Consider the following 20,299-nt stretch of genomic DNA (forward strand, 5'->3'; position numbering starts at 1 on the left):
CCGCGCCTCCAGCCGGTCCTTCCGGGCCGGGATCAGGCGCAGGCTGTTCAGCGTCCAGCGGGTTGGCCGGTCGAACACCGCGCGCATGTCCTGTTCGATCGCCTCCTTCGCCAACTGGGCGGTGCGGGTCAGAGCCAGCGCCGTGGCGAACGGCATCTGCCTCTCGATCCGCCGCAGACGATCCGCCGACGCCTTGAAGCCTTTCGCGTTGATCGAGAACACCGCTCACACCTCCCGATCCGGCCGCACCGGCTCCAGCCCCACCCGCTTCTCCAGCCAGCGCGCATACAGCCCGCCGGCCACGTCCGCGCCGATCACCCCGACCACGATGCCGATGCCGCCGGCGATCAGGTGGTCGCCCCACAGCGCCACGGCGAACAGCATCGACGCGACGCCGAGCAGCGCCGAGGCGGAGAAACGCAGCACCACCCGCAGCAGGATCTGGCCGAGGGTCAGGTTGCCGCGAGAGGCCCGCAGCATCTCGCCGGACAGCCCGGCCATCGACACCAGGACCAGCATCCAGAACGGCATGTCCGCCAGCGTGTGCTGCTCGGTCGACATCGACATCCCTCGAATAAAAAAGCCCGCATGGCGAGCGGGCAAGAACGACCAGGCCGGCCGCAGTGATAGGTGCCGGCTTGCGCCGGCGTGGTGCTGGTGACCAGGGCGGGGAACCCCACAGCACCGGAGAAACAAAAAACCCGGCGCGGTGGCCGGGTTTGCTGGATCAGGTGAGTCGCTTGCTGTGCTCGCACCTATACAAGAATGACGACTTTCTACCCCTCGATTCCCATGGCAGCAACCCCTTTTACCTGCCACCCCCTCAATATCCCCCTTACGTCCGGTGAACGTCCCCGGTACGTCGGTAATTCTCCCGACCTGGATTTCGCTTTTCCCCTCCTGCCCTATACGTCCCATTCGATAAAATCAGATAGGGCACTGCAAGATACTGATTTATATAGAAATGTCCCATGTCCCATTGATATTTGAACTCTATATATAGGAGGTGGCAGCAAAGTACACGCTGCGCGCTTGCGCGTAATTGCTTGCACGCACATGTGCGCGGGCGTGTAGTCGATGGGACATGAGACAAGCCCAATAACGGCGCGCCCTGCACTTGTCCCATTACATTTCGAGCAATGGGACAGACAGGACAGGCAGAGGCGCACCGCTGTTGTCCTGATTTACAACACTCAGAAATACTATCGCCGACCTGCTCCGCGCCTTCCGGCGGGACATCGAGAACTGGAGGCCCTGACATGAACACCGTGACCATCCGCGTGGCGACGCCCGAAGAGATCGACGCCAGCATCATCGAAGCCTGGGAAACCGGCGAACCCCAAGGCTGCTTCATCACCTTCCCCACGCCCGAGCTGCTGTGGAAGACGCTGACGCCCAAGCGCTGGGAGATCATCAAGGCCATGGCCGGGGCCGGGCCGCTGGGCATCCGCGAACTGGCGCGGCGCGTCGACCGCGACGTCAAGGGCGTGCACACCGATGCCCAGGCCCTGGTGCAGTGCGGCGTGCTGGAGAAGGCCGACGACGGCAAGCTGGAATTTCCATACGACGCCGTACACGTGGACTTCATGGTCCACGCAGCCTGACGACGCCGGCCAGCCCCACCCATCACGCCGCCCTCCTCTTCACCAGCGCCGCCCGCACATGCTCGTGCGCCGTCCCCAGTGCCCGGTAGTAGGCACTGGTGCCGGAATAGCCCAGCGCCCGCGCCTTCTGGGCCGGCGTGCTGAGCGGGTGGCGCAGGTAGTGCTCGTAGACCAGCCGGTTCAGGTCGTGGCGCAGGGCGTTGACGATCAGCTCGGTCACCGGGAAGCGCGGATCGTCCAGCCCGCGCGAACGCTTGGTGGCCGGAATCACCACCCCCTGGCTGTCAATCAGGGTGCCGATGGTGCAGCGAACGTCGCCGGGACCGGGGAAGGCCTCACGGATGGCCTTCTGCTCCGCCCAGGCGCGCAGCAGTTCGTCGATCTCCCGGATCAAAACGCCGTCTCCCTGGCCTTGGCCGCCGCTTCGGCCGCCTCGGCGGCTGCCGCCAGCTTCCAGCTTTCCGGCCGCCGGTAGCCCCAGGGGCGAATGCCGCTCTTGCGCGAGGCCGCCAGCCGCTCTCGCCGCCAGCCGAGGCGCTGCATGATGTGGCCGATGCGGATCTGCTCCGGCCGCCCCCAATGGCCATAATCCAGCTTCAGGGCATCCTGCAGGATACGGTCGGAGGTGACGGTCTCGCCCGAAGCCGGATCTTCGAGCCATTGGCGGATCGGGTATTCCCAGGCGTCCACCGTATAGCGCGCATCCTGCTGCTCGGCGAACTGCTCGGCCTCCTCCCGTGCCACCCACCAGCCCTCGCCGGCCTGGAAGCGGAACACCGCCTCGGCCCACAACTGGTCGCGCAGCTCCCGCAAGGCCTCCAGCTCCACCTTCTGGCAAGTCACCGGCCAGTAGCGGCGGTTGCCGGTGGTGTCCTTCAGGTACTCCTCCTGGTTGGTCGTGCCGGCGAAAACACACTGGCGTGGCACGTCCAGCACCCGGCGGCCGTAGCTCTCCCGGTAGGTATCGACGGACGCGGAGAAGAACTGCTTGGCCCGGGTCGACTCGGCCTTGTTGAAGCTGTCCAGCTCGCCCAGCTCGACGATCCACTTGCCGCGGATCACCTGGAAGCCGTCCTTGTCGCCCAGGTTGAACGGCGTATCCATGAACCACTCGCCGCCCAGGATCGACAGCGCCGTGGACTTGCCCGCGCCCTGCGCGCCTTCGAGGATCAGCACCGCATCCGCCTTGCAGCCCGGCCTCATCACCCGCGCCACCGCCGAAATCAGCCAGCGCTTGCCCACCTTCATGCTGTAGGGCGACATCGGCACCCCGAAGATCAGATGCAGCCAACTCTCCAGGCGCGCCACCCGGTCCCATTCCAGCCCCTGCAGATACTCCCGCACCGGATGGAAGGCATGGTCGTTGGCAACCACGCTGACCGCCTCGACCACGCTGGGCGCCTTCACGCGCAGGTTGTACTGCTCGGCCAGCCACATCACCACCCGCGCATCGTCCAGATCGCTCCACTCTCCCGTTTCGCTGCCATAGGGCGGCGAACGGCGTTTCACGATCTTCGAGCTGAAGGCGTTGTAGCCGATCACCCCGGCCCAGCGCTCGTCGTTCCCCAGGATCAGCGCCACATTGAAGGCATGGGCGATCAGCGCGCCGGACTCGCTGCGCTGCAGCTTGTCCTTCCAGCCACCGGCCGCCGGCGGGCGAACCACCGCCAGCACCTGCCGGCGCACCGCATCCAGCCCCTCGGCCACATGCAGATCGTTGAAGTCGGTCCACTTCTCCTCGCGCCCGGCGCCGAACACCGGCACCACCATCTGGCCGCCCAGGATGGTGGCGGCGTTCGAGGCCTTCTCCACACCCGGATTCCACGGCTCGCCATTCGGGCGGGTGGTCTTCCAGTCGTCGTCGGCGCAGAAGATCAGCGGCCGGCCGGGGAACTGCTCCCGCAGCGTCTTGCCCACCGGCAGCAGGTTGCCGGCGTCGAAGGTGATCGCCACCGCGCATCCCGTCGCCATGTGCAGGCTCGCGCCGGTCGCGTAACCCTCGCACACCAGCAGCGGCTCGCCCGGCTCCGGATGCGGGCCGATCAGATGAAACGCCCCTTCCTTCGCCATGCCGACCGGCCAATAGGTCTTGTCGCGGCCCAGCCGCTCCTGCTTCTGCGGATAGATCACCTGCAGGCCGGCCAGCTCGCCGCGGGCGGTACGCATCGGCACCAGGACGGCCCCGCTCTTCGGCGCATAGCGCACCCCGAAGCCGACCACCTGCTTGCGCTGCAGATAGTCGCTCGCGCCCTTCTCCGCCATCCGCGGCCACAAGGCCGACGCCCGCTTGGCCGCGCGCCGCGCAGCGTGCCGTTGCGCCTCCGCCGCCCGGCGCTTGGCCTCCTCCTGGCGGGCGCGCATCAGATCGCGCTCCTCCTGGCTCAGCCGCACGCCCTTGACCTTGATCTTCTCCGAAGCGCCCAACCGCCAGTTGCCATAGGCACCGAAGACCAGCGTCTCGCCCTGCTCGGTCCGGTACTCGTGGGCGATGTACCAGCCCGTGCGGGCCTTGCCCTTGTCGCCCTCAGCCTTCACCCGAGTCAGCTCGCCGAAACGCAACGGCAGCTCGACCTCCAGGCCGAACTGCCGGAACTGCTCCAGAACGTCATCCATGCGATCAACCACGAACCACCCCCGCACCCTGCTGCTTCAAATGCACATGCCGCGCCCTTCGCCACAGGCCGATCCCCACCCGCACGATGCGGGCGGCGAGCTTGCGGGTTTCGCCCAGTTCCTGGGCGTCGATCCGGCCGTCGGTGATGTGCGAGGCCACGGTATTGGCCGCATCGGCCGCCGCGTGCAGCACCTCGCTCGCCCCGGCCACCAGCAGCTCCACCTCGGCCTCTTCCTCATAGGGCACGGTGCTGAACCACTGCGAATCGCCCAGTTCGGCGTGGAAGCTGTCCAGCACGATGGCCCGCCCTTCCGGGCTCACATAGCGCAGGAAGTCCATCAGCTCGATGGTGTTGAGGTTGTGGCCGGGGTGGCCGGCGTCGAACTTGTGCGCCATGGTCGTGGGGTTGCGGTTGAAGGCGTAGGCAAAGCCCGTAACCCCACCGCGGCACATCGACTCATTGCGGGAAACGAGATAGAGCGCATCCGGCAAGGTCATCACCTCCCGGTCCAGGCGCTCGAATTGATCGGCGAACGAACGTCGCATTGGCATTTACTTCCTGATGCTGCCAGTGCCACATCACGCAGGCTTTGGTACAGTCGCGCCGTGGTCACTCGCATTGGTCACACGATGCAGGCGGCGGCTCTTGGTGGAAATGCCGCCTGCGCCCGATGGCGAGGCGCTCGCTCCGCGAACGCCCCGCCGTTACAGCCAGCCGATCTGTGGTGGAGAGACTGGCAACCCCAGGGCATCCGTGCCCTGGTCAGGTGCCCGGACCCGACGTGTGTATTTGGTGTGCTCCCGTCGGGCTCGATGCACCGCCCGGCGCCCTTGTGGTGAGGGCTTCGGGCAGACCGGGCGGCTGGTTAAAAGGCCGCCCGGTTTTTTATGCGGCATCGACCGAATCGGTCGGCACCGGGAAAAGCTCGGGCAGATCGGGGCGCAGCTCGTGGGCCTGAACAGCGCCGTCGGTGGCGCGGACGACGGCGGGGACGCGTTCGGCGGGAACGCGCCCAGCCTTGATCCATTTCCATACGTGCGGCTGTCGAACGCCGCAGCGGCGAGCCAGTTCCGACTGGTTATTGCCACAATGCTTGAGTGCCTTTTCCAAAGCCTCACGCGCTGAGAGGGTCATACCGAATAGTCCAGAAGTTGTGTTCACGCCAGCAGACTAAAACCAAGGGTTTAACAAGTCAACACCCAAAGGTTTTGGACAGTGTAAAACCTTGGTTGTAGCCTTCACGCATGGAATACCTACCTCTCTCCGAACTCCCCACGCTTGCCGACCGCATTAACCATGCGATGCAGCAGCGTGGACTCACGCAGCAACAGCTGGGCGAGGCCGCCGGCACATCCCAGACGACCATTCAGAAGCTGTGCTCGGGCAAAACCAAGGAAACCAAGAAGCTGAATGCCATAGCCAAGGCATTGCAGGTTTCTGCCAACTGGCTGGCCACGGGCGAGATCCCCGAGCTGGGGGCAGAAGAAAGCACAACAGGTAGCAAGGTCCACCTGGAACCCTTGCACCCATGGGATGACGGCACGCCCCTCGATGACGACGAGGTAGAAATTCCCTTGTACAAGGAAGTCGAACTCGCGGCCGGCGGAGGCCGCACCGCCGTGCGGGAGGTCGCAGGCCGCAAGCTCAGGTTCTCCCGTGCCACCATGCGCGCCGCCGGCGTGAACCCGGCCCAGGCCGTGTGCGCCACCGTCTCAGGCAACAGCATGGAGCCCCTGATCATGAACGGCGCCACCATCGGCTTGGACCGTGGCACCACCCATATCGTCGACGGCGAGATCTACGCCCTGGAGCACGACGGCATGTTGCGGGTGAAATTCCTCTACCGCCTGCCTGGCGGCGGCGTCCGTCTGCGCAGCTTCAACCGGGAGGAACACTTGGACGAGGACTACAGCTTCCAGCAGCAGCAGGACCAGCATATCCGCATCTTGGGCCGGGTGTTCTGGTGGTCGACTGTACGACCGCTGAAGTCGGCACCATTGATTTGAGAAGACGCCCACACAAGATACGCTTGTCATTACAAGGCCACATATAAAAGAAAAACAATCCAGCATCTTGCAGACGCGGGAACATTCAATCCCTTCATCCGCATGTCCCTTAGCCACCAAAGGCAGCAGGAGCATCGGCAAACTTCCTTTCAGACACTTACTAGCAATCTACTCAAACCTGTTCGAGACGGGAGCAGCCTGCCATTCACACAGCATCAAGCATCGGAGGAAATTTTTATGTCACTGAACCAGGTTAAGAATGCCCTTGTATCATTTTCCATAGACAAAACCACGCGAGCGGTTATTTTAAAAGGCAAGTGGGGCACAGGTAAAACTCACTTATGGAATCAAGTAATACAAAATGGAAAAAACTCACTTGAGCGAGACAAGTATTGCTATGTATCCTTATTTGGGTTATCCAGCCTAAATAACCTCAAGCAAGCTATTTTTGAAAATACAGTCAAAAAAGACATAGCAGACAAGCCCAACAACCTATCCGAGCTAATTGATAATTACAAGTCTGCAAGCAGCACACTCAACCGCTATTACAGAAAATACCTAAAAACCGCTGGCGATCTTTTTTCCCCCTTAACCAAGGGCTTACCAACCACTATAGAGTCAATTCAGTTCGCCTCGATTAGAGACACTTTAATTTGCATAGATGACTTTGAGCGCAAAAGCTCAAGCCTAACAGACAAAGAAGTATTAGGCCTCATTTCATACCTTATCGAAGCAAGAAACTGCAGCGTATTGCTAATACTAAACAGCGATACCATTGATGAAGAAAGCGACTACTTCAAATACCATGAAAAAGTCTTTGATTACGAAATTGAGTTCACCCCAACCCCTGAAGAGTCAGCAGGGCTAGTATTCGACAAAAACGACCATTACGATAAAAAAATCATTCAAAACCTCTCCAAACTAAACACATGCAACATTCGAATTATAAAAAAAGTCAAATACTTCTCTGACTCTTTGAAAGCCTACCTTGACCAACAACCAGAAACCATAACTGACCAAGCACTGAAAACCCTATCGCTCATAATATGTTCAATTTATGGGAGCAACAAAGACAAGATTAATATTGACGTTATAAAAAAAATCAACGCCATAGAGTACATGCTACCATTCGATGATGATGATGATGATGAGCAATCAGAAGAAGACAAGGAAAATAAGCGCCAGGCAGAAATTCTTTTGGAATATGGCTTTTCACATTGCGACGAACTCGACCTTGCTTTAATCAGCCTTGTCGAGAAAGGTTATGCTGACGATGATTTGATAAAAAAAGTTATCAAGGAAATGGCTGACCACGTTGCTCACACGGAAGCAATCTCCACCTTTCGCGCAGCATGGGGACTATTTCATAACTCATTCAATCTAAATGATGAAGAAGTTTTTCAAGCTTTCGAGAAATCATTAAGCATCTGCATACTTAAGTTAGCACCAACAGACTTAGACGGACTCTGTGAACTTTATAAGGAAATTGACAGATACGACTCTGCCAAAGCCCATGTCGATAAACTTATGAATCATATCCGTGGACTACCTCAAAAGCTCGACGAGCACGATATATATAGATGGCCAAAAGATGAGTATCTAAAAAACTGCCTGACAAGATACTTTGAAGAATCCGACGACATAAAAACAATTGAAGAACTAATCATAGAGCGCCCAACCAAACATAGATACAACACCAAAGATTGCCTTCAACTTGCCACCAAAGAAGTCGATGAATTTTACAAGCTATTTAAGAGCATCAACTCCGAACAACTTACAAGACACGTTGAATATTGCTTGTCTTTTGGCGAACTAAATGCCCCAGGCGATAAGGATAGCCAAAAAATCTATGAACAGATTTTCTGCAAAGCGTATGAAGCAATTTTGCGAATACGTAAAGAGTCGCCTATTAACAAGGCTAGAACTGATCGATACATGAAATACCAAAAACATTATGACTCCCTTATAAGTTCGCCTGCAAAATAGTCATAGTTTGAAAAAAAGCACCACCTGTTCGGTATGGCTTCATAAATGAATGACCATTTTTAACTGATCTCTGCAGCTGCTCTCCGACAGCTTCGGGTCGAAAGAAGCCACAACGGCTGGCAGCTTCCGCCCCGAAGCAACCTCAATCCCCATCAAAATCAAACACCTAGGCAACCAAACCCCAAATCTACTCCGGCCAAACTCCAAAAATAAAACCCAAGGCTATTGTCACAATTTAAAACCAAGGTTATTTTCACCTCGTCTCCCCACCACAGAGCCGAGGCCCACCATGCACACCACCGCTACCCTGCACGTCCATCCGGCGTGCGCCTCCAACCGCCGGCTGATCGAGCAGCTCCAGGCCGACACCAAACGCCTCGTGGTCATCCACGGTGGCAAACCCAGGCTGGTCAGCCGCGCCAAGGCTGCTGCGCCCGCCTCCGACTACCCTTTCGGCGGAGACGCGGCCTGATGAACACCTTCACCCTCAGCGACCAGACCCTGACCCTGCTCGCCGCCCAGCTCAACCTGAACGGCAGCTTCAACCACACCTGCCGCTCGGCCTTTTCCCGGCACAGCATCATGTTTCGCCTGAAGGTCGAGCGCGGCCCGTCCAGCACCGAGGCCACCGTCGAGCTGGGCGGCCAGCGTCACAGCCTCACCCTGCTCCACGGCGAGCCGCACCCGGCGCACCTGCTGGCCGACTTCGTCGAAGCCATCGCCAACGGCCGCCTGGACTCCGCCGAGCCGGCCCCGGCCCGCGTGCTAGACAGCATCGTACCGGAAGCGCCGCCGCTGCTCGACAGCGACCAGGAACGGCAACTGCGCCACGTCGTGCAGCGCGGCGGCTTCCTCGAACTGCACCTGGGCCACGCCCACCCGATCCGCATCGCCATCCACCGCAACCGGCCCCGGCCGGGCGTCACCGGCATCCTGGCCATCGGCGAATCGCGCCCGCGCACCATCCTCCTCGCCAACTACGAGAACGAGGACAAGGCCTACGCGCGGATCGTCGAAGCCGTCGAGCACCTCTCCCTCGCCGCCACGTCGGCGGCCCGAGCAGCCTGAGAGGTCCGCCGATGGCCCGCAGGCCCGCCGACGACGCCCCCCGCCCCAGCCCGCGCCGCAGCGGGGATGCCGCACCGACGCCCAGAGCCTGGGCCGCGCGCATCCTCGCCCTGCGCACCAAGGAAGAACGCCAGCAGGCGCTCGCCGAGGTGCCGGAGGAACTGCGCGAGCTGGTGAAGAAGCACGTCGAGATCGCCTGGAACCACCCGGCAAGGAGGAACAAACCGTGAGCAAGCCCAACGACCACCTCCAGCATCCCCTGCGTCTGGCACTCGCCCCGCCGCCGGATGCGCTCGAACGGCTGTTCCGGGTCTTCGGCGACGAGCTGATACCCCTCGAACAGCTGCGCGCGCGGTACTTCCGCAACATGAACGCGGAGACGTTCAAGGCCGCCATCGGCACCGAACGCATCCCGCTGCCGGTCACCACGGTGGTGACCAGCAACAAACGCCAGCAGTACGTCCACCTCCGCCACCTGGCCGCCTACATCGAAGAGCGCGCCTGGCTGGCGGACGAAGAACTGGCCCGCCGCCTGTCGCCACAGGCCGGCGGCGAGCCGGAATAACCCCAACGCCAGCCACCACCTGGCATCGCCATACCCAAGGAGCACACCCATGGACATGACCACCGCCGCGCTGATCGGCATCACCCTCGGCACCGGCATCGCCACCGCCGGCTGCTACCTGAGCGGCCGCGCCGCCGGCATCCGCCTCGGCCTGGAGCGCGGCTACCGCGACGGCTACGACGCCGCCATCGACGACCTCGGCACCGAAGTACTCGAATCCGGCCAGCGCCTGACCAGCGCCGAGCGCATCCTCACCGCTACCCGGGCCGAGCTGCGCCAGGTGCAGGACGAGCGCACCCGCGAACGCCGCCAGGCAGCCGAAGCCCTCGAAGAGTCGACCCTGCGCGCCGAAGAAGCCCGAGCCCTGACCGCACAACACGCCACCCTGCTGACCCAGGCCTCCACCAACCTGGAACTGGCCGCCGCCACCTGGGACGCCATGACTGCCACGCGCAAGGCCCGCGATGCTCGGACGGTTGCCAGTCAACTGCGCGACATGGCTGCCATCCTCGCTCCGAAACGGCAGGAGGTGGCGGCATGACCGTCCAGCCCGAAATCACCTACGTCCGCATCGCCACCAGCCTCCGGCGGCCGGATATCGACCTCGGGCTGGCGAAGGTCGTGTGCCTCGATCTGGCCCGACACGTAGACGACCTGCTCGACATACTCACCGCCACCAATTTCCTGGTGGAAGAGCAGGCAGCCCGCCTGAACCGGCAGCGCGCCGAAAACGAGCGCCTGCGCGAACAGTTGGATGAGTTGCAGCGGTTGGCCAAGCAACGCGGCAATGCCGTCGCCGAGCTGATCGAGCAGCAATCGGCCTGCGGCACTGCTCGGGGGGCTGGCCATGACTGACAGACTGCTGCCGGCGAACGGCGTAGAAACCAGAATCCGCGCCATGGCGAAGACCGGGCACAGCAAGACCATGACCCAGGAACTGCTCGGCCTGAGCCGGTGGACCTTCGACCAGTTGGTTGCGCAGATGCCGGATGTCGAGTTTCCGGGGCGTAACCGCTCCCGCGGCTACCGCGCCGCGGTAGAGCGCAAGCGCGGCGTCTACACCGAGGCCATGCGCAAGGCCAGCATCGCCGCCGGCGTGGCGAAGCACGAGCGGGCCAAGCGCACCGTCCGCGGCGTGACCGGCACCGTCGACGAACTGGTGGCGCACTTCGAATGCGCGGTGTCGCCGGCCCAGGTCCGCCGCCGCGTGCGCCAGGGCATGACGCTGGAGGAAGCACTGTTCACGCCGAAGTCCACTCGCAACAACCTCGGCCGCTGGCTCGGCGTCACGGCCGACAGCCGCCGGGCGATGCTTGGGCAGGAGCGGGCCGGGGCGGAAATCATCAAAGCGCTGAGGGCTGCGGCATGACCTTCACCATCTTCTACAGCACCGAAATGCCCAACGAACCGGCGCAAGCCTTCGGCACCTCGCCTGCCAAGCCGGCACGCCCGACCAGTCACGCCAGGGAGACGCAATGAACACCGCTTTTATTCTGATGGCCCAATACAATTGCGCGGCAATCATTCCGCTTGAGCGTGTCTGCGCCGACTACTTCAGCCACCTGACGCCAGAGATGTTCCAAAGGAAGGTACTTGCCGGCCAGATCAAGCTGCCGATCACCCGGGTCGAGCAAAGCCAGAAAAGTGCGAAGGGCGTGCATCTGCAAGATCTGGCCGAATACCTTGACGCACAGCGCGCTGCAGCGGTCAAAGAATGTAGCCAGATCAATCGTCGCGCGGGCTGATGCCACTCCAGGCGCCCAACCTAACGGGCGCCTCAACGATCCTCTGCAGCCATTCCCACCCCGCATATGGATCGCCATTCCCCCGCAGGTGCGTATAGCGCCGCATCGAGTTCCAATCCCGGTGGCCAGACACGCTGGCCACGCGCGGAATATCCCAGCCCATTTCGAATAGCCGGCTCACCCCGTCGTGGCGCAGGTCGTGGAAGTGCAGATCCTCGATTTCGAGGAAATGGCATGCCCGCGTCCAAGCGGACCCGATGGATTTCCCTTTGTACGGGAAAATCTCCTCTCTCTCCCGCGGCATGCTCTGCATGATCGCCCACGCTTCGTCAGGCAGATGACACCAAACGTCGTTGCCGATCTTCTGCCCGGGATTCTTCATATCTCTGACCAGCACCGCCTGGCGCTTTTCGTCAATGTCCGCCCAACGGATGCGGGTGATTTCGTCCTGGCGGCGCGTCGAGAACAGCGCGAATCCGACGATCTTCAGCATGTTTGCCGATGACGGCCGGCGGCGCAGAATGTCCTCGAAGTAGCGCAGCAGCCTATCCAGTTCACCCAGCGACGGGCGCCGCTCTCGCTCCTCGCTTTTCAGCGTCACGCCCAGCTTTCTCAAGGTTTTGCGGGCATCGGACATCGCGTGTTGGTCGATCTCGTATCCCCATGCCGGCCTAGCCACGGCCAGCACGGCACCGAGGTGCGCCAAATCGTTCCCGACCGTCTGCCCGAGCACTCCCCCGCCATCCTCGCCCATACGCCACTGAGCGTACCGGACGAGTTCTTGACTGGTGATTTCAATGTCGGTCAGCGTACCAATCCACGTACCACCGATTGCATCCAGCGTGGCGCGCTTTGTTTTGCCGAGCGGCCTGATTGGGTCCACTTCCTCTATGTAGCGGGCGATGATGTCTTTCAGCATCGATCCCCCTCGGCCGGCCCGCTCGATTGCTCCAGGCTCGGAAAGCTCGGTCTCCCGACGCTTTGCCCAGGCCTGAGCCGCTTGCTTGCGGGAAAAGGTCTGGCTCTCTTGGTAGACTTGAACGCCATTTTTTTTGATGCGGATCTGAGCGGTATAGCTCACCGATCCGTCGCTGAGTTTTCGGGCTCTGATGGTTGCCATTGGGAGTGGTACGCAGAGTGAATCGAGTGGTACAGCGTACCACCCGACTCGAAAAAACACCCGAAAACACCCCAAAACGCACCAGAAACACGCGGACTAAAATGCTAGAAAAACCAGCAGCAAAGCCAGTAACCACGCGCCCTGAGCCGTCTCGCCGCTTTTGCGTTGCGCCGATGCTGGACTGGACAGATCGGCATTGCCGCTTTTTTCTCCGCCAGCTGTCGCGACATACTTTGCTCTACACCGAGATGGTTACCACCGGTGCGCTACTGCACGGCGATGCCCAGCGTTTTCTGAACCATCATGAGGCGGAACATCCCCTGGCGCTGCAACTGGGCGGCAGCGTACCCGCAGAGCTGGCAACCTGTGCGAAGCTTGCCGAGCAAGCCGGCTACGACGAGGTCAACCTGAACGTCGGTTGCCCCAGCGACCGCGTGCAGAACAACCTGATCGGCGCCTGCCTGATGGGACACCCAATGCTGGTGGCCGATTGCGTGAAGGCAATGCGCGATGCTGCGAGCACTCCAGTCACGGTCAAGCACCGCATCGGCATCGACGGCCGGGATTCCTATGCCGAACTCTGCGACTTCGTCGGCCAGGTGCGCGAGGCCGGCTGCCGAAGCTTCGTCGTGCATGCCCGCATCGCCATCCTCGCCGGGCTGTCGCCCAAGGAGAACCGCGAGATTCCGCCGCTACGCTACGAAGTGGTCGCACAGCTCAAGCGGGACTTTCCCGACTTGGAGATCATCCTCAACGGAGGGATCAAGACCCTTGAGGAGTGCCGCCAGCACCTGCAGACTTTCGACGGCGTGATGCTCGGTCGCGAGGCCTATCACAATCCCTACCTGCTTGCCCGGGTCGACCAGGAATTGTTCGACAACCACCTCCCGCCGATCACCCGTCGTGAGGCGCTGGAGGGGCTGCGGCCTTATATCCAGCAACATCAGGCCGAAGGTGGCGCCCTGCACCACATCACGCGCCATGTGCTGGGCTTGGGCCAAGGCTTTCCCGGAGCACGCCGCTTCCGCCAGTTGCTGTCGGTGGACATTCACAAGGCCAGCGATCCTCTGGAGCTGTTCGATCGAGCGGCCGCCCTGCTCGAAGGGCGCTGAAGGCATGGGCAGGGAACGTTATGCTGCGACGGACGTCGAACCGCTGGCCGTCGGCACTCCTGCACAGGCTCCCGACCCGCCCGTTGAGTGCGCCCCCGCGCTCGGGTAAGGTCAGGCAATCGTAAAAGGACAGAGCCCCATGACATCCAAGCTGGAGCAACTCAAGCAATACACCACGGTGGTCGCCGACACTGGCGACTTGGACGCTATCGCCCGCCTGAAACCGGTCGACGCAACCACCAACCCCTCGCTACTGCTCAAGGCCGCCGCCCTGCCCCGCTACGCCGAACTGCTGGAGCAAGCGGTGGCAGGCTGTGCCGGCGACCTCGGACTGGCCTGCGACCGCTTCGCCGTTGCCGTGGGCCAGGAGATTCTCAAGGTGATTCCCGGGCGCATATCCACCGAAGTGGACGCGCGCCTGTCCTTCGACAGCCAGGCCAGCATACGCCGGGCCGAACGCCTGATCGAACTTTACGAGCAGGCCGGCATCTCTCGCCAGCGCGTACTGATCAAAATCGCCGCCACCTGGGAAGGCATCCGCGCCGCCGAACAGCTGGAGAAGGCTGGCATCCAGACCAACCTGACCCTGCTGTTCGCCTTCGCCCAAGCCGCCGCTTGTGCCGATGCAGGGGTTTTCCTGATCTCCCCCTTCGTCGGGCGCATCTACGACTGGTACAAGAAGGCTGAGGGACGAGACTTCGGCGGAGCAGAAGACCCCGGCGTGCAGTCGGTCATGCGCATCTACAACTATTACAAGGCCAACGGCTATGGAACCGTGGTGATGGGGGCGAGCTTCCGCAATCTGGGGCAGATAGAACAGCTGGCCGGCTGCGACCGTCTGACCATCAGCCCCGAGCTGCTGCAGCAACTGGCCGAGGAGCAGGGTCTGCTGGAGCGCCAGCTGGCCCCCGGAGCCCCCGGAGAAACCCGCCAGGTGCTGGATGAGCAGGCTTTCCGCTGGGCACTCAACGAAGACGCGATGGCCACCGAGAAGCTGGCCGAGGGCATTCGCCTGTTCGCCCGCGATCAGCTCAAGCTGGAAGCACTACTGGCCGGAAAGGTCTGAAACGCAAAGACGGGGCGCTACCGACGAGGTAGTCGCCCCTCCTCAACAGAGAAGAAATCGCCGGTTACTGGCGCTCGAGGGCACTGACCAGATCGTGGAAGGCTTCCCGATTGGATTCGTTCAACCCCATCAGGATCCGATGCGCCTCAAGCACCTTGGCCTTGACCACTTCCTCCGACTGATCCTGGGAGGGCAGCTCGGAGAGGCATTCCGGACAAGGAACCGGGCGGTCGACGATGTTGAATACCTGGTCGAAGCCCATCGACTGCAGCAGACGAGTGATGTCCGGATGGGTCGTCACCAGCGTCGGCAACATGCCAACCTTCTGCCGGGAAAGGATCGAGAGCTTGGCCAAGAGCCCCAGTGTGGTGCTGTCGATGCTCTGCGTCTCGGTCAGGTCGATAACGATGGCGGTAAAGTTGAGGGCGGTGAAAATCCGCTCGATGGTGTCATCCAAGGTCGAACACAGGGTCAGCCGGATTTCCCCGATGAACTTGAGAACGAAAGTGCCGCTTTGCTCCGCGAACTGGATTTTTCCGGTACTCATGCAAGGTTCCTGTTCAACACCAGCAAGGCAATATCATCCGGCATCTCGCCCAACTGGGCCAATCCCAATACCTGACGCAACCCATCCAGACTGCCGCCTGCGGCCTTAACACGGTCAGGCAGAACGGCTTCCTTTTCTTTGAGCGTCTCGCCCGGCAAAAGATCCAGCACCCCGTCCGATGCCAGAGTCAAACTGAAGGATGCCGGCAGCTGCAACTCGTAATTCTCGTAGCTGGCGTCCTGGAACAGACCGACCGGCAGTCCACGCCCCTGCAGGTAGGTCGCCTCGCCGTTGCTGTAAAGCACAGGCAATGGCAGATGCCCTCCCACGCAGTAGGTCAGCCGATCAGTGGTCAGGTCGATCAACCCGCCGAGCATGGTGACATGCTTGCCCAGCTTGCAGTTGATCAGACCCCGATTGATGTGACCAAGCACGTCCGAGGGCCTGAAGTCGGGAAAGGCTCCATTGCGCCGAAACTCGTAGAGTAGGCGCGTGGTCATGAACTTGAGCAGGACTGTGACAAATGCCGAAGAGGCACCGTGGCCGGAGACGTCGGCCAGGTAAAAGCCCAGCCGCCGCTCGTCGACCCGGAAGTAGTCGACGAAGTCGCCGGAAAGATAGAGAGACGGGATGATCTTGTGGGCGAAATGAAGCCCATCCACTTCCCAAGGCGTTTCCGGCAGCATGTTCAGCTGCACTTGACGCCCAGCATTCTGGTCTTCCTGCAGCAGGCTCAAGCTAGCCTGCAGCTCCCGATTGGCAGCCTCCAGCTTTTCCCGGTAGCGACGGTTCTCCAGACGCAGACGAGTCCGATCCAGCGCCCGGCGCACCGAGTGCTCGAGCACGGCAAGATCTTCCAGCGGCTTGATCAGATAGTCGACGGCACCAAGGCGCAGAGCCTCGACTACGTCGCTCATGACTCCCGCACCGGACATCACGATGACTGGGGTCTCGCTCTGCTGCTCGCCCATCCGGCGGATCAGCTCCAAGCCGTCGATCTGCGGCATGCGCAGATCGCAGATGACCAAATCGGGTTCCTCGCCCTCGAAGACCTCAAGCCCCTGCAGAGCATTGCCGGCCTGCAAGACCTGAAAACCGCTGTCCTCCAAGTAGGCCGCGAGACTGGCACGGACGACTTCGTCGTCATCGATTATCAGCAGCTTGGCACTGGAATTACGCATGGAGTATCCGGGCTGACTGCGCCAGGGATCGGGTTCGCATTGCGCCCGCCCCAAGCCAAAGCGCTAGTGGTGAGTTCGCTTCACGGCGCAGACGGTACTCCCATCCGCCCAGTGATTCAAGCATACGCTGGCAACCATACTCGCCACCGCAGCAGAAATATCGTGCCGACATAAACCTCGATTTGCTCAGGCTCAGCTCGGTCAAACATGAGCGAACTGCAGAAGCAAAAATGCCAGTCCGAAAAGACTGGCAGTGGATCGGCACTTGAGAGCAAAGGCTTTAGAAATCGTCCTCCACCTTGCCATCCTTCACCTTGAACTCGCGATTCTGAAGGTAGGCGTCGCGGATGAAGATGTATCTGTCACCGGTGATGACCTTCTCCGCCGCCAGCAAGCTGGCACGGGTATCCACGACCTCGCCGGCGAACAAGCCGTAGCGGGCAGCGGTGCTCTCCATGTACGGATACGGCTTCGTAAAGGCGTCTCCGACCAGCCCACCAGTATCGCGTATGGTACTTGGCCCAAAGAAAGGCAGGACCACATAGTGACCACTCGGCACTCCCCAGGCACCCAGGGTCTGACCGAAGTCCTCGTCGTTGCGATCAAGCCCCATCTTGGTACCCACGTCAACGACCCCCAATACGCCAACGGTGGTGTTGAGCAACAGCCGGCTAGTATCGACGCCTGCGTCGTGGAACTTGGCTTGCAGCAGATTGTTGGCCAGATTGCCGACATCGCCAATGTTGCGATAAGCGTTGTGCACGCCATCCTCGACGAACTGCGGAGCAATCGCTTGATAGCCCTTGGCAACCGGCTTCATGAAATAGCGGTCCAGAGTGTCGTTGAAACGGAATATCGGCCGGTTGAAGCCCTCCCAAGGGTCCTCCTCGGCAACCGCTGCCACCATGGGCAACAGAGCCAGTCCGGCACAGACTAGCGAACGACCCAATCGTTTGGTCTGATCGGTGGCAATCACACGCATTGCAGGTACCTCCTCCGCGAAGGACTATTTTATTTAGTGGCCGAGTATATAGTCGGCTATGTATTCAGGCAGCAGCATAACCGCGGTTGCAGATAAAACTAAAGTCATAGTCCACCACAAGCCCTTGCAACCAGGCAGGCACTGGAGCCTCGCCGGTCACGGATATGTCACACACAGCCATTACCTTGGCTGCGCTGAAGCCAGCCCGCCCCTTCGGGCTTCCTGGTTGCCGGTAGGATACCGGCTCACGCAGGTCCTCCCGGCCTTGCGCCATCTCGGCCAGGATGAAGGGGGACTGCACCAGCCAAAACTCGCCGCCCCGACGAATCGAGCCCACTCAGGCACCGGCAAAGACGGGGAAAATCCGAAACCCGCCCCCCTTTGATCAGGATCAAGCAGGAACTCCCTGCCTGAACTATTCTTCCACGGAAATTCCAGAAGGGGTTTGTTATGCTCGAAAATCTGCAGCAGCACCTGCAACAACTGCGCGATCAACTGGCACAAAATCCACCGATGAGCGCCGACGAGCGCGCCAAACTGGCGTCCCTGATCCAGGAAATCGAGCTGCAACTGGCTCGCGATGCGGGCGGTGTACCGGACGAAAGCCTGGTGGACGGCATCAACCTAGCGGTGGAGCTCTTCGAGGCCGATCATCCGACACTTGCCGGAACCCTGCGCAACATCTTGCAAAGCTTGGCCAGCATGGGCATCTAACCCACACGCAAGCCACCAGAAACACCCCATCGCGTGTGCCTGAATTGCCCCAAAAGCCTCAAGCTTAATCTTTCAGCACACGATTGTAACCATTGCAGCTAAAGCATAAGCTCCTGCGCCACAAAAAAGCATAAGCTCCGGCAGTAGCAGCAAGGAAGGCTTTCCCCCATGAACGACGCAAGTAGTGGCTCTCTCGACGGACTGCCCGCCCCCTCGCACGTGCTGCGCCAGTACTACTTGCGCATGCTGGCCTATATCGCTGCTGCTGCGAGCGTCGCCGCAGGCACCTACGTGCAATATTTCAGCTACGACATTCTCTGGCTGGTGCCCTACGCTCTGCTCTACCCTCCTCTCGCCCATTACCTCAGTCAGGGCTATCGTCTCGACTACCCGCAACAGACCAGCCAGATCCTGCTGTTCGTCGATGCAATACACGTCGGATTGGGCACGGTGCTTTTGGGCTTCTCGATCATACCCAGCCTGATGTTCCTGCTGACCCTCTGCTTCAGCGCATTGATGACGGGCGGCACACAGAATATGGCACTCGCCGTGCTGGTGGCCCTCAGTACAGCGCTGCTGGCCAACATGCTGCTCACGCCCGCCTATCAAGGCACCACACCCGACCAGGTCGCCTTGGTGAGCGTTGCCTTCACCATGTTCTATGTCTGCATCACCGCCTGCTTCGTGCACCAGCAGAGCCAGCGGCTGCTCCAAATTCGCGGCGAGATCAAACGGGAACAAGAAAGGTCTGCGCAGCTGGCCAGCAGCTTGGCCAAATACCTGTCGCCCCAAGTCTGGGAATCGATCTTCAGCGGCAGAAAGAGCGTACGCCTGGAAACCCAGCGCAAGAAGCTCACCGTATTTTTCTCCGACATCAAGGGCTTCACCGAGCTGTCCGAGGAGCTGGAAGCGGAGGCCCTGACCGACCTGCTCAACAATTATCTGAACGAAATGTCGAAGATCGCCCTGAAATACGGCGGCACCATCGACAAGTTCGTCGGCGACGCGGTGATGGTATTTTTCGGCGACCCGACCACCGAGGGCGCGAAGAACGACGCGGTTGCCGCAGTCTCCATGGCCATCGCCATGCGCAAGCATATGAAGGTACTGCGCCAGCAATGGCGCGCTCAGGGTATCACCAAGCCGCTGGAAATCCGCATGGGCGTCAACACCGGCTATTGTACGGTCGGCAACTTCGGCGCCGATACGCGAATGGACTACACCATCATCGGCCGCGAGGTAAACCTCGCCAGCCGCCTGGAAAGCGCATCGGAAGCCGGCGAGATCCTGATCTCCCATGAAACCTACTCACTGGTGAAGGACGTGATCATGTGCCGCGACAAAGGCCAGATCACGGTCAAAGGCTTCAGCCGGCCGGTGCAGATCTACCAGATCGTCGATTTCCGTCGCGATCTAGGCGCCGTGTCCAGCTTCATCGAGCACGAAATGCCGGGTTTTTCGATGTATCTGGACACCAACGACATTCAGAACTTCGACAAGGAGCGGGTCATCTTGGCGCTACGCCAAGCCGCGGAAAAGCTTAGAGACAAGGTGACTGCCTAGGGCCTGTTGACGTTTCACATGGGGAGCCACAGGAACCCACAAGCCATGGCCACCATGCTCTCGTAATTTCGCTTCAGCTTGTCGTAGCGGAACGCCACGGCGCGGTAATGTTTAAGCCGTGCAAAGGCGTTCTCGACCAGATGCCGGTAGCGATACAGCCCCCGGTCCAGATCGCCATTGCCCTTGAGCGAGTTGCGCTTTCGGGGAATGACCGCCCGTGCGCCCTGCGCCTCGATCTGTTCGCGAATGCGCTCGCTGTCATGGCCCTTGTCTGCCACGATCGCCTCGGCAGACGGCAGCTGCGCAATCAACTCGGGGGCCGAAGTGCAGTCGTTGACGTTGCCCCCGGTGATCTCGAACGCCACCGGCAAGCCATGCGCATCGACGGCCAGGTGGATCTTACTCGTGAGTCCCGCGCGGCTTTT

General features: G+C 60.9%; 25 protein-coding genes and 1 pseudogene. 15 read left to right on the forward strand and 11 right to left on the reverse strand.

Annotation, left to right across the window (positions count from 1 at the left end; genetic code table 11):
- Nucleotides 1–222 (reverse strand): annotated as a pseudogene (locus BMY22_RS18975) (hypothetical protein); the annotation flags it as partial.
- A gap of 3 nt (nucleotides 223–225) precedes the next feature.
- Entirely contained in the window at nucleotides 226–561 is a 336-nt protein-coding gene (locus tag BMY22_RS18980; protein WP_090624661.1) for a phage holin family protein, read from the reverse strand.
- A 698-nt stretch (nucleotides 562–1,259) separates the two neighbouring features.
- Here BMY22_RS18980 and BMY22_RS18985 point away from each other — a divergent pair.
- Entirely contained in the window at nucleotides 1,260–1,604 is a 345-nt protein-coding gene (locus tag BMY22_RS18985; RefSeq protein ID WP_090624663.1) for an HVO_A0114 family putative DNA-binding protein, read from the forward strand.
- A 22-nt stretch (nucleotides 1,605–1,626) separates the two neighbouring features.
- On the opposite strand, the gene BMY22_RS18990 is transcribed toward BMY22_RS18985, so the two are convergent.
- The 4 genes from BMY22_RS18990 to BMY22_RS19005 form a co-directional block, all read right to left on the reverse strand.
- Nucleotides 1,627–1,998: a PA0613 family protein gene (locus BMY22_RS18990; protein ID WP_090624665.1), complete on the reverse strand. Its 372-nt coding sequence runs from the start codon at nucleotides 1,996–1,998 to the stop codon at nucleotides 1,627–1,629.
- Nucleotides 1,995–4,217: a VapE domain-containing protein gene (locus BMY22_RS18995; protein ID WP_090624667.1), complete on the reverse strand. Its 2,223-nt coding sequence runs from the start codon at nucleotides 4,215–4,217 to the stop codon at nucleotides 1,995–1,997. The genes BMY22_RS18990 and BMY22_RS18995 overlap by 4 nt, the downstream gene beginning before the upstream one ends.
- Before the next feature lie 4 nt (nucleotides 4,218–4,221).
- Nucleotides 4,222–4,764 (reverse strand): phage regulatory CII family protein, encoded by a 543-nt coding sequence (locus BMY22_RS19000; RefSeq protein ID WP_090624669.1) that lies wholly within the window; start codon nucleotides 4,762–4,764, stop codon nucleotides 4,222–4,224.
- A 340-nt stretch (nucleotides 4,765–5,104) separates the two neighbouring features.
- Nucleotides 5,105–5,353, reverse strand: a complete 249-nt coding sequence (locus tag BMY22_RS19005) for a transcriptional regulator (protein ID WP_090624670.1) — start codon at nucleotides 5,351–5,353, stop codon at nucleotides 5,105–5,107.
- Between the two features lie 110 nt (nucleotides 5,354–5,463).
- On the opposite strand from BMY22_RS19005, the gene BMY22_RS19010 reads away from it, so the two are divergent.
- The 10 genes from BMY22_RS19010 (at nucleotide 5,464) to BMY22_RS19050 (ending at nucleotide 11,589) form a co-directional block, all read left to right on the forward strand.
- The gene (locus BMY22_RS19010) at nucleotides 5,464–6,225 is read left to right on the forward strand and encodes an XRE family transcriptional regulator (protein ID WP_090624672.1); all 762 of its coding nucleotides are present in this window, start codon (nucleotides 5,464–5,466) and stop codon (nucleotides 6,223–6,225) included.
- 237 nt (nucleotides 6,226–6,462) lie between these two features.
- Entirely contained in the window at nucleotides 6,463–8,211 is a 1,749-nt protein-coding gene (locus BMY22_RS23965; RefSeq protein ID WP_167363773.1) for a P-loop NTPase fold protein, read from the forward strand.
- Between the two features lie 289 nt (nucleotides 8,212–8,500).
- Nucleotides 8,501–8,683, forward strand: coding sequence for a hypothetical protein (locus tag BMY22_RS19015; RefSeq protein WP_090624674.1), 183 nt, complete (start codon nucleotides 8,501–8,503; stop codon nucleotides 8,681–8,683).
- Nucleotides 8,683–9,279 carry a hypothetical protein gene (locus BMY22_RS19020; protein ID WP_090624676.1) on the forward strand — a complete coding sequence of 199 codons (597 nt, stop codon included), beginning with the start codon at nucleotides 8,683–8,685 and terminating at the stop codon, nucleotides 9,277–9,279. The genes BMY22_RS19015 and BMY22_RS19020 overlap by 1 nt, the downstream gene beginning before the upstream one ends.
- Nucleotides 9,280–9,290: 11 nt before the next feature.
- Nucleotides 9,291–9,509, forward strand: a complete 219-nt coding sequence (locus tag BMY22_RS19025) for a hypothetical protein (protein WP_090624677.1) — start codon at nucleotides 9,291–9,293, stop codon at nucleotides 9,507–9,509.
- Nucleotides 9,506–9,844, forward strand: coding sequence for a pyocin activator PrtN family protein (locus tag BMY22_RS19030; protein ID WP_090624679.1), 339 nt, complete (start codon nucleotides 9,506–9,508; stop codon nucleotides 9,842–9,844). Before BMY22_RS19025 ends, BMY22_RS19030 begins: the two co-directional genes overlap by 4 nt.
- Nucleotides 9,845–9,893: 49 nt before the next feature.
- The gene (locus BMY22_RS19035) at nucleotides 9,894–10,385 is read left to right on the forward strand and encodes a hypothetical protein (RefSeq protein WP_090624680.1); all 492 of its coding nucleotides are present in this window, start codon (nucleotides 9,894–9,896) and stop codon (nucleotides 10,383–10,385) included.
- Entirely contained in the window at nucleotides 10,382–10,699 is a 318-nt protein-coding gene (locus BMY22_RS19040) for a hypothetical protein (protein WP_090624682.1), read from the forward strand. Before BMY22_RS19035 ends, BMY22_RS19040 begins: the two co-directional genes overlap by 4 nt.
- Nucleotides 10,692–11,213, forward strand: a complete 522-nt coding sequence (locus BMY22_RS19045) for a hypothetical protein (RefSeq protein ID WP_143068553.1) — start codon at nucleotides 10,692–10,694, stop codon at nucleotides 11,211–11,213. Before BMY22_RS19040 ends, BMY22_RS19045 begins: the two co-directional genes overlap by 8 nt.
- A gap of 106 nt (nucleotides 11,214–11,319) precedes the next feature.
- The gene (locus BMY22_RS19050) at nucleotides 11,320–11,589 is read left to right on the forward strand and encodes a pyocin activator PrtN family protein (RefSeq protein WP_090624686.1); all 270 of its coding nucleotides are present in this window, start codon (nucleotides 11,320–11,322) and stop codon (nucleotides 11,587–11,589) included.
- On the opposite strand, the gene BMY22_RS19055 is transcribed toward BMY22_RS19050, so the two are convergent.
- Nucleotides 11,570–12,709, reverse strand: coding sequence for a site-specific integrase (locus BMY22_RS19055; protein WP_090624688.1), 1,140 nt, complete (start codon nucleotides 12,707–12,709; stop codon nucleotides 11,570–11,572). The two genes, BMY22_RS19050 and BMY22_RS19055, sit on opposite strands and share 20 nt — an antisense overlap.
- A gap of 101 nt (nucleotides 12,710–12,810) precedes the next feature.
- Here BMY22_RS19055 and dusA point away from each other — a divergent pair, with 101 nt between their 5' ends.
- Together dusA and tal are read left to right on the forward strand one after the other, a co-directional pair.
- Nucleotides 12,811–13,821: a tRNA dihydrouridine(20/20a) synthase DusA gene (gene dusA / locus BMY22_RS19060; RefSeq protein WP_090624689.1), complete on the forward strand. Its 1,011-nt coding sequence runs from the start codon at nucleotides 12,811–12,813 to the stop codon at nucleotides 13,819–13,821.
- Nucleotides 13,822–13,960: 139 nt separating this feature from the next.
- The gene (gene tal / locus BMY22_RS19065) at nucleotides 13,961–14,887 is read left to right on the forward strand and encodes a transaldolase (protein WP_090624691.1); all 927 of its coding nucleotides are present in this window, start codon (nucleotides 13,961–13,963) and stop codon (nucleotides 14,885–14,887) included.
- Between the two features lie 64 nt (nucleotides 14,888–14,951).
- On the opposite strand, the gene rssC is transcribed toward tal, so the two are convergent.
- The 3 genes from rssC to BMY22_RS19080 all read right to left on the reverse strand — a co-directional run bounded on the left by rssC (nucleotide 14,952) and on the right by BMY22_RS19080 (nucleotide 17,597).
- Nucleotides 14,952–15,434, reverse strand: coding sequence for an anti-sigma factor antagonist RssC (gene rssC / locus BMY22_RS19070; RefSeq protein ID WP_090624692.1), 483 nt, complete (start codon nucleotides 15,432–15,434; stop codon nucleotides 14,952–14,954).
- On the reverse strand, nucleotides 15,431–16,615 hold the full coding sequence (rssB, locus tag BMY22_RS19075) for a two-component system response regulator RssB (protein ID WP_090624694.1): 1,185 nt from the start codon (nucleotides 16,613–16,615) through the stop codon (nucleotides 15,431–15,433). The genes rssC and rssB overlap by 4 nt, the downstream gene beginning before the upstream one ends.
- A 280-nt stretch (nucleotides 16,616–16,895) precedes the next feature.
- Complete coding sequence (locus BMY22_RS19080; protein ID WP_090624696.1) at nucleotides 16,896–17,597, reverse strand: MlaA family lipoprotein; 702 nt, start codon at nucleotides 17,595–17,597, stop codon at nucleotides 16,896–16,898.
- A gap of 450 nt (nucleotides 17,598–18,047) precedes the next feature.
- On the opposite strand from BMY22_RS19080, the gene BMY22_RS19085 reads away from it, so the two are divergent.
- Both BMY22_RS19085 and BMY22_RS19090 read left to right on the forward strand, forming a co-directional pair.
- Entirely contained in the window at nucleotides 18,048–18,311 is a 264-nt protein-coding gene (locus tag BMY22_RS19085) for a DUF4404 family protein (protein WP_090624698.1), read from the forward strand.
- Between the two features lie 168 nt (nucleotides 18,312–18,479).
- Nucleotides 18,480–19,874, forward strand: coding sequence for an adenylate/guanylate cyclase domain-containing protein (locus BMY22_RS19090; protein ID WP_090624700.1), 1,395 nt, complete (start codon nucleotides 18,480–18,482; stop codon nucleotides 19,872–19,874).
- 14 nt (nucleotides 19,875–19,888) lie between these two features.
- On the opposite strand, the gene BMY22_RS19095 is transcribed toward BMY22_RS19090, so the two are convergent.
- On the reverse strand, nucleotides 19,889–20,299 hold a 411-nt coding region (locus BMY22_RS19095), incomplete at its 5' end, for an IS5 family transposase (protein ID WP_143068554.1).

This window comes from Azotobacter beijerinckii, assembly GCF_900110885.1.
Classification (GTDB): domain Bacteria; phylum Pseudomonadota; class Gammaproteobacteria; order Pseudomonadales; family Pseudomonadaceae; genus Azotobacter; species Azotobacter beijerinckii.

Excerpts from the sequence above, each read along its gene's own strand:
- rssC (WP_090624692.1), bottom strand. The coding sequence starts at position 15,434 with ATGAGTACCGGAAAAATCCAGTTCGCGGAGCAAAGCGGCACTTTCGTT.
- BMY22_RS19035 (WP_090624680.1), top strand. The coding sequence starts at position 9,894 with ATGGACATGACCACCGCCGCGCTGATCGGCATCACCCTCGGCACCGGC.
- BMY22_RS19020 (WP_090624676.1), top strand. The coding sequence starts at position 8,683 with ATGAACACCTTCACCCTCAGCGACCAGACCCTGACCCTGCTCGCCGCC.
- BMY22_RS19040 (WP_090624682.1), top strand. The coding sequence starts at position 10,382 with ATGACCGTCCAGCCCGAAATCACCTACGTCCGCATCGCCACCAGCCTC.
- BMY22_RS23965 (WP_167363773.1), top strand. The coding sequence starts at position 6,463 with ATGTCACTGAACCAGGTTAAGAATGCCCTTGTATCATTTTCCATAGAC.
- BMY22_RS18985 (WP_090624663.1), top strand. The coding sequence starts at position 1,260 with ATGAACACCGTGACCATCCGCGTGGCGACGCCCGAAGAGATCGACGCC.
- dusA (WP_090624689.1), top strand. The coding sequence starts at position 12,811 with ATGCTAGAAAAACCAGCAGCAAAGCCAGTAACCACGCGCCCTGAGCCG.
- BMY22_RS19055 (WP_090624688.1), bottom strand. The coding sequence starts at position 12,709 with ATGGCAACCATCAGAGCCCGAAAACTCAGCGACGGATCGGTGAGCTAT.
- BMY22_RS19010 (WP_090624672.1), top strand. The coding sequence starts at position 5,464 with ATGGAATACCTACCTCTCTCCGAACTCCCCACGCTTGCCGACCGCATT.
- tal (WP_090624691.1), top strand. The coding sequence starts at position 13,961 with ATGACATCCAAGCTGGAGCAACTCAAGCAATACACCACGGTGGTCGCC.
- BMY22_RS18980 (WP_090624661.1), bottom strand. The coding sequence starts at position 561 with ATGTCGACCGAGCAGCACACGCTGGCGGACATGCCGTTCTGGATGCTG.
- BMY22_RS19015 (WP_090624674.1), top strand. The coding sequence starts at position 8,501 with ATGCACACCACCGCTACCCTGCACGTCCATCCGGCGTGCGCCTCCAAC.
- BMY22_RS19000 (WP_090624669.1), bottom strand. The coding sequence starts at position 4,764 with ATGCGACGTTCGTTCGCCGATCAATTCGAGCGCCTGGACCGGGAGGTG.
- BMY22_RS19080 (WP_090624696.1), bottom strand. The coding sequence starts at position 17,597 with ATGCGTGTGATTGCCACCGATCAGACCAAACGATTGGGTCGTTCGCTA.
- rssB (WP_090624694.1), bottom strand. The coding sequence starts at position 16,615 with ATGCGTAATTCCAGTGCCAAGCTGCTGATAATCGATGACGACGAAGTC.
- BMY22_RS18995 (WP_090624667.1), bottom strand. The coding sequence starts at position 4,217 with ATGGATGACGTTCTGGAGCAGTTCCGGCAGTTCGGCCTGGAGGTCGAG.
- BMY22_RS19090 (WP_090624700.1), top strand. The coding sequence starts at position 18,480 with ATGAACGACGCAAGTAGTGGCTCTCTCGACGGACTGCCCGCCCCCTCG.
- BMY22_RS19005 (WP_090624670.1), bottom strand. The coding sequence starts at position 5,353 with ATGACCCTCTCAGCGCGTGAGGCTTTGGAAAAGGCACTCAAGCATTGT.
- BMY22_RS19050 (WP_090624686.1), top strand. The coding sequence starts at position 11,320 with ATGAACACCGCTTTTATTCTGATGGCCCAATACAATTGCGCGGCAATC.
- BMY22_RS19045 (WP_143068553.1), top strand. The coding sequence starts at position 10,692 with ATGACTGACAGACTGCTGCCGGCGAACGGCGTAGAAACCAGAATCCGC.
- BMY22_RS19085 (WP_090624698.1), top strand. The coding sequence starts at position 18,048 with ATGCTCGAAAATCTGCAGCAGCACCTGCAACAACTGCGCGATCAACTG.
- BMY22_RS19025 (WP_090624677.1), top strand. The coding sequence starts at position 9,291 with ATGGCCCGCAGGCCCGCCGACGACGCCCCCCGCCCCAGCCCGCGCCGC.